Annotated in this window: 6 protein-coding genes and 1 pseudogene; 2 read left to right on the top strand and 5 right to left on the bottom strand. The window is 63.1% G+C overall.

The window, feature by feature from the left end; genetic code table 11:
- Positions 1 to 69: 69 nt before the first annotated feature.
- Together J4D52_RS30845 and J4D52_RS30840 are read left to right on the top strand one after the other, a co-directional pair.
- Positions 70 to 1,131, top strand: a pseudogene (locus J4D52_RS30845) (methyl-accepting chemotaxis protein); the annotation flags it as partial.
- Positions 1,114 to 1,986, top strand: a complete 873-nt coding sequence (locus J4D52_RS30840) for a methyl-accepting chemotaxis protein (RefSeq protein WP_371860261.1) — start codon at positions 1,114 to 1,116, stop codon at positions 1,984 to 1,986. The pseudogene J4D52_RS30845 and the gene J4D52_RS30840, both read left to right, overlap by 18 nt.
- 119 nt (positions 1,987 to 2,105) lie before the next feature.
- On the opposite strand, the gene J4D52_RS27255 is transcribed toward J4D52_RS30840, so the two are convergent.
- The 5 genes from J4D52_RS27255 to J4D52_RS27235 form a co-directional block, all read right to left on the bottom strand.
- A complete protein-coding gene (locus tag J4D52_RS27255) occupies positions 2,106 to 2,840 on the bottom strand; it encodes an amino acid ABC transporter ATP-binding protein (RefSeq protein WP_025808223.1) in 735 nt (244 codons plus the stop codon).
- Positions 2,833 to 3,792: an amino acid ABC transporter permease gene (locus J4D52_RS27250; protein ID WP_371860260.1), complete on the bottom strand. Its 960-nt coding sequence runs from the start codon at positions 3,790 to 3,792 to the stop codon at positions 2,833 to 2,835. The genes J4D52_RS27255 and J4D52_RS27250 overlap by 8 nt, the downstream gene beginning before the upstream one ends.
- A gap of 152 nt (positions 3,793 to 3,944) precedes the next feature.
- Positions 3,945 to 4,742, bottom strand: a complete 798-nt coding sequence (locus J4D52_RS27245; protein WP_016704434.1) for a transporter substrate-binding domain-containing protein — start codon at positions 4,740 to 4,742, stop codon at positions 3,945 to 3,947.
- Between the two features lie 233 nt (positions 4,743 to 4,975).
- Complete coding sequence (gene mdoH / locus J4D52_RS27240; RefSeq protein WP_063427871.1) at positions 4,976 to 7,546, bottom strand: glucans biosynthesis glucosyltransferase MdoH; 2,571 nt, start codon at positions 7,544 to 7,546, stop codon at positions 4,976 to 4,978.
- Positions 7,539 to 9,332, bottom strand: a complete 1,794-nt coding sequence (locus tag J4D52_RS27235; protein ID WP_025808227.1) for a glucan biosynthesis protein G — start codon at positions 9,330 to 9,332, stop codon at positions 7,539 to 7,541. The genes mdoH and J4D52_RS27235 overlap by 8 nt, the downstream gene beginning before the upstream one ends.
- Positions 9,333 to 9,347: the final 15 nt, after the last annotated feature.

Genomic DNA, 9,347 nt, shown 5'->3' with positions numbered 1-9,347 from the left:
TTCAGATTAATCTGACGCAGCCGATAGCCTTGGTACAAAACCTATTAATAGCCCAAGGGAGTTCGCGGCATGTACCGTTGGTTAGCCCAGAGTCTGGGAAATGTGAGCGTCAACCTCAAACTCGGCGTTGGCTTCGGCCTGGTGCTGCTACTGACCCTGCTGATTACTGCGACCGGCTGGATGGGCCTGGGCAACGTGATCGATCGCGGCGACAAGCTGGGCTATATCTCCAGCCTCAACGAGCTGACCAAGGACCTGCGCAACGCGCGCCTGGACTATGAAATGCGCCGTGGCGAACAAGGCCCGGGGCCGGTCAGCGAGTTGCTGACCAAGCTCGACGAAGGCTTGCAAACCGCACGCAAGATGCTGGAAATGCCTGAAAGCATCGCCATGATCGACCAGCAGATCGCCGCCGTCAGCGAGTACAAACTGGCCTTCGCCGACATCACCCGCGCCACCGCCAGCCGCGAAGCCGCCCGCGCCAAACTGGGCGCCACCGCCGATAACGCCGTGGCCCGGGTGGCCGAAGTGGAAAAATCCATGCTGCAAGGCGACAGCCTGGCGCAATTCAACAGTGTCATCGACCTGAGCAAGCTGATCCAGCAGGCGCGCTTCCAGGTCCGTGGCTACACCTACAGCGGCAAGGCCGAGGCCGAACAGCCGGCTCTGGACGCCATCGACAACGCCCTGAACAACCTCGCCAGCCTGCCGGCCAAATTGCCGGACCAACACCTGGCCAACCTGCAACAGGCCACCGACGCCCTCAAGGGCTATCGCTCCGCAGTCAGCGATTTCCGTGACTCCCAGGTGGCCAGTGCCGCCGCCCTCAAACGCATGGCAGCCCAAGGCGATCGCCTGATGGAGGTCAGCAAGCAGCTGACGGCCGCGCAAACCCAGAAACGCGACAGCGACGCCGCCCAGGCCAGAAGCACCCTGGCCATCGTCACCGCCCTGGCCCTGCTGTTCGGCCTGGTCGCAGCCTGGAGCATCACCCGGCAGATCGTCATCCCGCTGCGCCAGACCCTCAAGGTGGTCGAGCGTGTCGCCTCGGGCGATCTCAGCGAGAACCTGCAGGTCGAGCGTCGCGATGAGCTCGGCCAGCTGCAACGGGCCATGCAACGCATGACCCTGAGCCTGCGCGAGCTGATTGGCGGCATCAGCGACGGCGTCACCCAGATTGCCAGCGCCGCCGAGCAGTTGTCGGCGGTGACCGAGCAGACCAGTGCCGGGGTCAACAGCCAGAAAGTCGAGACCGACCAAGTCGCCACCGCCATGAATGAAATGGCCGCCACGGTCCAGGAAGTCGCGCGCAACGCCGAAGAAGCCTCGGAAGCGGCGGTCGCCGCCGACCAGCAGGCCCGCGAAGGCGACAAGGTGGTCGGCGAGGCGATCGCACAGATCGAACGCCTGGCCGCCGAGGTCGGCAACTCCACCGCCGCCATGGGCCATCTGAAGCAGGAAAGCGACAAGATCGGCAGCGTGCTCGACGTGATCAAGTCGGTCGCCCAGCAGACCAACCTGCTGGCCCTCAACGCCGCCATCGAAGCCGCCCGCGCGGGCGAAGCCGGTCGCGGTTTCGCCGTGGTCGCCGACGAGGTGCGCAGCCTGGCGCAGCGCACCCAGAAGTCCACCGAAGAGATCGAGGAGCTGATCGTCGGCCTGCAGAACGGCACCCAGGAAGTGGCCAACATCATGGACAACAGCCGCAACCTGACCGACAGCAGCGTAGAGCTGACCCGCCGTGCCGGTGGCTCGCTGGAAAACATCACCCGCACCGTCTCGGCGATCCAGGCGATGAACCAGCAGATCGCCGCCGCGGCCGAGCAGCAGAGCGCGGTGGCCGAGGAAATCAACAGGAGCGTGCTGAACGTGCGCGACGTGTCCGAGCAGACCTCGGCAGCCAGTGAGGAGACAGCGGCCTCCAGCGTCGAGCTGGCGCGCCTGGGGACCCATCTGCAGACCCTGGTCGGGCGCTTCCGGGTTTGATCCGAGCCGGTTCGGCTTAAAACCAGTGCAATGCAATCGCGGGCAAGCTCCGCTCCCACAGATAAAGGTCATCTGTAGGAGCGAGGCTTGCCCGCGATGGGTTTCAGCCGGTGGAAAACCTACAGGACCTGACGCAGAAACGCCTGGGCCCGCGGGTCTTGGGGCGCATCGAAGAACGCCGCCGGCGAGGCGTCTTCCAGCAGTTTGCCGTGGTCGAAGAACAGCACCCGATCCGCCACTTCCCGGGCGAAGCCCATTTCGTGGGTCACACAGACCATGGTCATGCCTTCCAGGGCCAGGGTCTTCATCACGTCCAGCACTTCGCCGACCATTTCCGGGTCCAGCGCCGAGGTCGGCTCGTCGAACAGCATGACCTTGGGTTCCATGGCCAGCGCCCGGGCGATCGCCACGCGCTGCTGCTGGCCGCCGGAGAGCCGCGATGGGAACTCGTTGGCCTTCTGTGCGATACCGACCTTCTCCAGCAACGCCAGGGCCTTGGCCTCGCGCTCCTGCTTGCCGCGCTTGCGCACCACCTTCTGCGCCAGGCAGAGGTTTTCCAGCACGGTCATGTGCGGGAACAGGTTGAAATGCTGGAACACCATGCCGACTTCGCGGCGATAGGCATTCACATCGGTCTTCGGATCGGCCAGTTGCAGGCCGTCGATGCTCACCGAGCCGGAATCAAACTGTTCCAGGCCGTTGAGACAACGCAGGAAGGTCGACTTGCCGGAGCCGGACGGGCCGATCACCACCAGCACTTCACCCTTGGCCACCTTGGTGGTGACGTTATCCACCGCGCGGACCACCTGACCCCGGGTGTCGAAGACTTTTACCAGATCGCGGACTTCAATCACTTTGCGCGAGCCTCCGCTCAAGCCGGCTGGCCATCTTCGACAGCGGCAGGTTGATCAACAGGTACAGGGCCGCCACGCAGAACAGGATCTCGAACGGCGAGAACGAGGTGGTGATGACTTCACGCCCGCTCTTGAGCAGTTCGGTGATGGCGATCACCGACACCAGCGAGGTGTCTTTCACCAGGCTGATGAACTGCCCGGCCAGCGGTGGCAGCACGCGCTTGAAAGCCTGCGGCAACACCACATGGCGCATCGACTGGCTGGCGTTCAGGCCCAGGGAGCGGGCCGCCTCATTCTGGCCACGGGCGATCGACTGCACGCCGGCGCGGACGATTTCCGCCACATAGGCACCGGTGAACAGCGACAACGCGGCGATCCCGGCGAACTCGCGGGACAGGTTCAGCACCGTGCCGATGAAGAAATAGAAAATGAAGATCTGCACCAGCAGCGGCGTGCCGCGCACCAGTTCGACGTAGAGGGTCGACAGGTCCCGCAGGGTCGGGTTGTTCGACAGCCGGCACAGCCCCGTCGCCAAGCCGATGAACAGACCCAACACCCCGGACACCACCGACAGCCACAAGGTGGTCCACAGCCCCAACAGCAGCGGCCCGGCCGCCCAGTGACGGGTCACGCCGATCACATCGCCTTCGGCCACATCGTCGCCACGGGCAACTTGCAGGCTGTTTTCGTCGACCGTCAGCAGTTGCTCGTCGCCCGCGTCGTTGCGCAGCGTGACTTCGGCCTTGCCGCCTTTGCGCACCAGCTCGCTGACGGTGGAGATGTCCGCCGCCCGCTGCGACTCCTCGGCCTGGTAGGCGAAGTACTGCGGTACGCGGTTCCAGCGCCATTCGTAGGACATCAGCGAGGTGGCGTAGTACAGCGCGCCGGCCAGGCCGATCAGCACCAGCACGGTCAGTACGTGCCAGGGCCATTGGGCTTTTTTATGTTTGATCACTTTGCAGGTTCCAGCTGTTTGCAGCGGGGAGGTTCGGTATTGCCGATCAGGACGCCATCGCGAGCCGGCTCGCTCCTACAGGGATTGCGTGAATCCGTAGGAGCGAGGCGTGCCCGCGAATGGGGCGACTCGGTCTGTCTGACCGAGTGTTATTCCATGTCCTTGAGCCACTCGGTGCTCTTGAACCACTTGTCATGGATACGATCGTAGGTGCCGTCTTCGTGGATCTGGTGCAGGAAGTTGTTGATGAAGTTGAGGCTGTCGTAGTCACCCTTCTTCAGGCCGAATGCCAGGGGCTCGTAGGTGAACGGCTTGTCGAGGAACGTAAGCTTGCCGTTGCCGACCTTGCTCAGCGCCACCACGTTGTACGGGGCGTCGTAGATGAAGGCGTCGGCCTTGCCGTTGACCACGTCGAGCACGGCTTCCTGCTCGTTGTCGTAGCCGTGGTACTTGGCCTTGGCGATCAGCTTCTTGGCAACCATTTCACCGGTAGTGCCCAGCTTGGAGGTGATGCGGTAGTCGGCGGTGTTCAGGTCTTTATAGGACTTGATGGTGCCTTCCAGCTCCTTGCGGATCAGCAGGGTCTGGCCGACCACGATGAAGGGTTCGCTGAAGTTCAGGCGCAGGTTGCGTTCCTGGGTCAGGGTCATGCCGCTGCCGATCATGTCGAACTTGTCGGTCAGCAGGGCCGGGATGATGCCGTCGTAGCCGGTGGAAACCAGCTCCAGCTTGACGCCCATGGCCTTGGTCATGGCCTTGAGGATATCGACCTCGAAACCGATGATCTCGCCGCGCTTGTTGGTCATCTCGAACGGCATGTAGGTCGGGTCCATGCCGACTTTCAGCGTGCCGCGCTTGACCGCATCATCGATGGCGCCAGCCTGGGCTGCATTGACCGCCACCATTGCCGTGACGCCGAGCAGCAGCATCGAGAGATACTTCTTCATCTTCAAGTCCCCTGAACCCATTTTATTGTGAGGCGAACCCGCGACAGGTTTTCCCTGGAAAACCGACGGATACGGGCACCAGGAATGCCCGCTCGCAGCAATTCGGGGTGCGATGCTAACTCACCCGTCCGTTTGCACAAGGGTTTGACCAGGATTTGTTGTTACAGAGGGGACGACAAAAGCGGATGCCACAAACTACAACGCCCTTGAGAGTGCTCTCAAGGGCGTTGTCATCAGGCCGGTTGGGCGATTGCCGTTTGCGGTCGCAACGGCAACAACGGTGCATGAGGATCTTCATCCACCGATTGCCGCCAGGCACTCAGCCAGTCGGCATGGCCTTCGCTCCAGACCTGCTCGTGCAGGCGGGCCAGGGCCACCGGGTCGCTCAGCAGCGCCAGGCGCTCGCCGTTGTTCAGCGCCGCCGGCCCCACTTTCAGGGCGTGACGGACACGTTCGACACGCAGCCACTCGATCGGCTCGGCCAGGCCGTGGCGGGACGTCGCCAGGGCACAGGCCAAGGCGTTCTGCTGCGGATCGACCACCGCCCGGATGAAACCGTCGTTCAGTGCGTGCCAACGGTTTTCATGGGTGTACTGGTCGGTGGACAGCAGCTCCTGTGGCGGCGCGTATTCCTCGGGGATCAGGAACAGGCTTTCGTCACGGGACTTCAGGCCCAGGCCGACGCGACTGGAAATCACCGATACCGGGATCGACAGCATCAGCGAACCGACGATCGGCACCAGCCACCAGAGGAAGCTCGGGTTCAGCCAGATCACCAGCAGTGCCCAGAAGAAGCCCAGCAGGGTCTGCGGACCATGACGGCGTACCGCTTCGCTCCACGGCGTGGAATCGTCGTCACGTTGTGGCGAGTTCCAGGTCGCGGCCCAGCCAAGGAACGCGGCCAGTACGAAACGGGTGTGGAAGATCATCCGTACCGGCGCCAGCAGCATGGAGAACAGCATCTCCAACAGCATCGACAGGGTTACCTTGAACTTGCCGCCGAACTCTTTCGCGCCCTTGGCCCAGATCAGGATGATGCTCAACAGCTTCGGCAGGAACAGCAGCACGATAGTGGTCGAGAACAGCGCGATCGCCTTGTCCGGATGCCATTGCGGCCACAGCGGATACAGCTGGCGCGGCTCCAGGAAGTACTGCGGCTCCATCAGGGTGTTGACCGCCAGCAGGGCCGTCGACAACACCAGGAAGAAGAACCACAAAGGCGCCGACAGGTAGGACATCACCCCGGTGAGGAACACCGCACGGTGCACCGGGTGCATGCCCTTGACCAGGAACAGGCGGAAGTTCATCAGGTTGCCGTGGCACCAGCGACGGTCACGCTTGAGCTCGTCCAGCAGGTTCGGCGGCAGCTCTTCGTAGCTGCCCGGCAGGTCGTAGGCAATCCACACGCCCCAGCCGGCGCGACGCATCAGCGCCGCTTCGACGAAGTCGTGGGACAGGATCGCACCGGCGAAGGCGCCTTTACCGGGCAACGGCGCCAGGGCGCAGTGCTCGATGAACGGCTTCATGCGGATGATCGCGTTGTGGCCCCAGTAGTGGGATTCGCCCAGTTGCCAGAAGTGCAGGCCGGCGGTGAACAGCGGGCCGTAGACGCGGGTAGCGAACTGCTGCATGCGCGCATACAGGGTGTCCATGCCCGAGGCTTTCGGCGCGGTCTGGATAATGCCCGCGTCCGGCGTGGCTTCCATCAGGCGCACCAGGCTGGTCAGGCATTCGCCGCTCATCACGCTGTCGGCGTCGAGCACCACCATGTACTTGTAGTCGCCGCCCCAACGACGGCAGAAGTCGTCGAGGTTACCGCTCTTGCGTTTCACCCGACGGCGACGGCGGCGATAGAAGATCTTGCCGAAACCCTTGGTTTCGCGGCAGACGTCCAGCCAGGCCTGCTGCTCGGCCACGCAGATGTCGGTGTCGTTACTGTCGCTGAGCACGAAGAAGTCGAAGCGGTCCAGGTCACCGGTGGCCGCGACCGACTCGAAGGTCGCCCGCAGGCCGGCGAATACCCGCGGCACGTCTTCGTTGCAGATCGGCATCACCAGCGCGGTGCGCGCGTCTTGCGGAATCGGCTCGTTGCCGGCGCTCTTGCCGGAAATGCGGTATTTGTCATGTCCGGTGAGCAGCTCGAGGAAGCCCATCAGCGCGGTCCAGAAACCGGCCGAGACCCAGCAGAACAGGATGCCAAACATGATCAGGATGCTGGTCTGCAGGGCGTACGGCAGTACCTGGGTGGCGGTCTGCATCAATGGCTGATGCATGACTTCTTCCAGGTCGACGAACGACCAGCCCTGATACGGCATGATGCCTTTCATGTACCAGCCGGCCACTATGGTCTGGCCGAGCATCAGCACCAGCAGGATGTAGCGACGGATCGAGCCCACGGTGCGCCAGCGCGCCGCCGGGAGCACCCGCTCATCCTTCGGCGGTGCCGGCGGGTTGGTGCGCCCGGTCAGGCGCCGCCAGCCACGCACCAGGATATTGGTGCGCCAGGGCTCGGGAACCACCTTGGTCCGCCGGATCGGCGGCGTGGCCTTGAGGCACACGCGACCGCTGGCGTCGAGCGCCAGCATCTCGGCATCGATCAGCTCCTCGGCGGAACTCAGGGTCAGCCGGCGGCCCACCGAGGCCTGGGCGGCATCGGCAGGCGCGTCGAACGTCGCCGACGACAGGCGTTCGTGCAGTTCACTGAAGGACTTGCAGCCCGCGAGTTCCGCGCGCTGCTCATCGGTCATTGGCAGGTGCGCCAGATACTCGGCAAGAGTCTCTGGCTGTACTTGAGAGTTACTCATCGGCAGGCAACTGGTAGCTCCAGGTCTCGGTCAGGACTTGCTCGGTCGGGACAGATTCCGGTGTGGCTGGGGCCGCCTCGGCAGCAGCAGGCTGCTTGGCGTCTTTGTGGTTCTTGGCGTCCTTGGCCGGCTTGGCTTCGGCTTGCTTGGCATCCGCCTCTTTCTTCTCCTGCTGCTTGGCGGCGACTTTGTCGGCCTTGGCAATGGAGGCGCTGGAGGCTGGCGACACGGCCTTGGCCGGCTCGACAGGGGTGGCGTTCTTGACCAGGGCCGCACGCATCTCGGTGGATTTGCTCGGGTCCTTGATCTTCATCCGCAGGGTCAGGCGCCAGCCCTTGGTTTCAGGGTTGTAGCGCACGCTGTTTTCCACCAGCTCGGCGTTGTCGCCGACGCTGACCTGGCTGCGCACCTCGGTGTCTTCCGGCAATGCCGCCAGGGATGGACCTTCGAAGTCCACCAGGTAGGCCACGCTGCCGTCCGGCTGGCGGATCAGGTTGGATTGCTTGACGTCACCGGTGGAACGCAGGGTCTGCTCGACCCAGGAGCTGTCCGGCGAATGCAGGGAAGCTTCGTCCATGGTCCAGTGCAGGCGATAGGCGAAATCGAACGCCTGGCCTGGCTCAGGCTGCTTTTCCGGGCTCCAGAACGCCACGATGTTGTCGTTGGTTTCGTCCGCGGTCGGGATCTCTACCAGGTCGACAGTGCCTTTGCCCCAGTCGCCCTTCGGCTCGATCCAGGCGCTTGGGCGCTTGTCGTAGCGGTCGTCGAGGTCTTCGTAGTGGCTGAAGTCGCGGCCACGCTGCAGCAGGCCGAAACCACGCGGGTTCTCTACCGAGAAGTTGCTCACGGCCAGGTGTTTCGGGTTGTTCAGCGGACGCCAGATCCACTCGCCGTTGCCGGCATGGATCGACAGGCCGCTGGAGTCGTGCAGCTCGCGACGGTAGTTGAGGACTTTCGACGGCTGGTTGGCGCCGAACAGGAACATGCTGGTCAGCGGGGCGATGCCCAGCTTGCCGACCTTGTCACGCAGGAACATCCGGGCCTTGACGTCGACGATGGTGTCGCTGCCCGGACGCAGGGTCAGGCGGTAGGCGCCAGTGGCGCGCGGCGAGTCCAGCAGGGCGAAGATCACCAAGTGCTTGTCGGTCGGCTTGGGTTGCTGGATCCAGAATTCGGTAAAGCGCGGGAATTCCTCACCGGACGGCAATGCAGTGTCGATGGCCAGGCCACGGGCCGACAGACCATAGACGTGACCCTTGCCGACGACGCGGAAGTAGCTCGCGCCGAGCATGGTCATGATTTCGTCCTGCTTGTCCGCCTTGTTGATCGGGTAAAGCACACGGAAGCCCGCATAACCGAGCTGTTCGGTGGCTTTAGGATCGAACTTGAGGTCGCCGAAGTCGAAGCGCGTCGAGTCGTATTTGATTTCTTCGACGGTGTTCGTGGTGATTTCGTTGATTTTCACCGGTGTGTCGAAATGCATGCCCTGATGATAGAAGGACAGCTTGAATGGGGTTTTCTGCTTGGCCCACTCGGCCTTTTCAGGCAGGAAGCGGATTTTCTGATAGTCCGCGAACTTCATCTCACGAAATTCGTTCGGCAGGTTACTGCGCGGAGCCTCGTACTTCTGCCCGGCCAGATCCTTAGCCTTGGCCGATACATCATCCAGATTGAATGCCCAGAGTTGGCCGGCGCTAAGCAGACAAAGCAGCGCAGAGCCCGTCACCAGTGCGTTTCGTAACCGTTTGGCAGACAATTTTGGTGCATTACAGGGACTAACAATCACGAGCAACCCTCGCCG

This window comes from Pseudomonas sp. GW460-12-10-14-TSB1, assembly GCF_017349775.1.
GTDB lineage: Bacteria > Pseudomonadota > Gammaproteobacteria > Pseudomonadales > Pseudomonadaceae > Aquipseudomonas > Aquipseudomonas piscium.
The sequence above is the reverse complement of the archived record's forward strand: the minus strand, read 5'-3'. Positions and strand labels throughout refer to the sequence as shown.

Coding starts and splice junctions, on each gene's coding strand:
- J4D52_RS30840 (WP_371860261.1), top strand. CDS start 1,114: ATGCAACGCATGACCCTGAGCCTGCGCGAGCTGATTGGCGGCATCAGC.
- J4D52_RS27245 (WP_016704434.1), bottom strand. CDS start 4,742: ATGAAGAAGTATCTCTCGATGCTGCTGCTCGGCGTCACGGCAATGGTG.
- mdoH (WP_063427871.1), bottom strand. CDS start 7,546: ATGAGTAACTCTCAAGTACAGCCAGAGACTCTTGCCGAGTATCTGGCG.